At 32.2% G+C, this 823-nt stretch carries 1 protein-coding gene and 1 other annotated feature; the gene reads right to left on the minus strand.

Annotated elements, in window-relative coordinates:
- Window positions 1-38: 38 nt before the first annotated feature.
- Window positions 39-288 (minus strand) — a binding site (T-box leader).
- Between the two features lie 119 nt (window positions 289-407).
- A partial coding sequence (locus tag CBP76_RS11470) for a LysE/ArgO family amino acid transporter (protein ID WP_102197004.1) occupies window positions 408-823 on the minus strand: 416 nt, incomplete at its 5' end.

Raw genomic sequence — 823 nt, forward strand, 5'->3', positions numbered from 1 at the left:
ATAAAAAAGTCTTTCGTCCCAGTTATTAAACTAATAATAACTGGGACGAAAGACTTTTCGCGGTACCACCCAAGTTGTCTATATAAAAATAGACCACCTCAATAAGAGCACTAACATGCTCCACCGATGGTAACGTACCGGTTAACGTCTGAACTTACTTTGATTACTCATTTTAGCCAGAAACATAAGAAAGTGTTATTCAAACAATCCATTTACCGATTGGGTTCTCACCAGCCCCAACTCACTGTCAGTGTGGAATGTCTTACTCTTCTTTCTTGTCGTTTTTATCTTGTGACACTTATATTAGCATGTTTTTTGAAAATGTAAATAATAAAATTTGAAATTTATTAATCTTTATTTGATTTATTAGATTGAATTTAATTATAAAGACCCATTCTTGAAGGCTTTTAATGCATTAACAAGGTAAAAAAGTTTAGTAATAATTTTCCGCCATATAAAATAATAATTGCTCCACAGATTAGATTAATAATTCGTAAAATTTTAGCGTTAAATTTATCTTTGAATTTGGTTACTACGGCATTGAGAATAAAGAACCAAAGTATTGAAGCAATTCCAACTCCGGTAATGAAAATTGGGTAACTATATGCCGGCAAAGTAACTTGAAAAGCGCCTAACATCATTGAACCATCAATAATAGCTTGAGGATTAAACCAGATAACTACAAAGGCTGATGTAATAGTTTTTATAACAGTCATTTCAGGTGTAGCCTCACCACTAATGTCGGTAGTTTGAGATCGAAGTAAATTTATTCCCATGTAAATTACGATCAAACTGCCAACTAAAAGTATAACTAATTGTAACC

Source organism: Companilactobacillus nuruki, from assembly GCF_002872255.1.
In the GTDB taxonomy this organism is placed as follows: domain Bacteria; phylum Bacillota; class Bacilli; order Lactobacillales; family Lactobacillaceae; genus Companilactobacillus; species Companilactobacillus nuruki.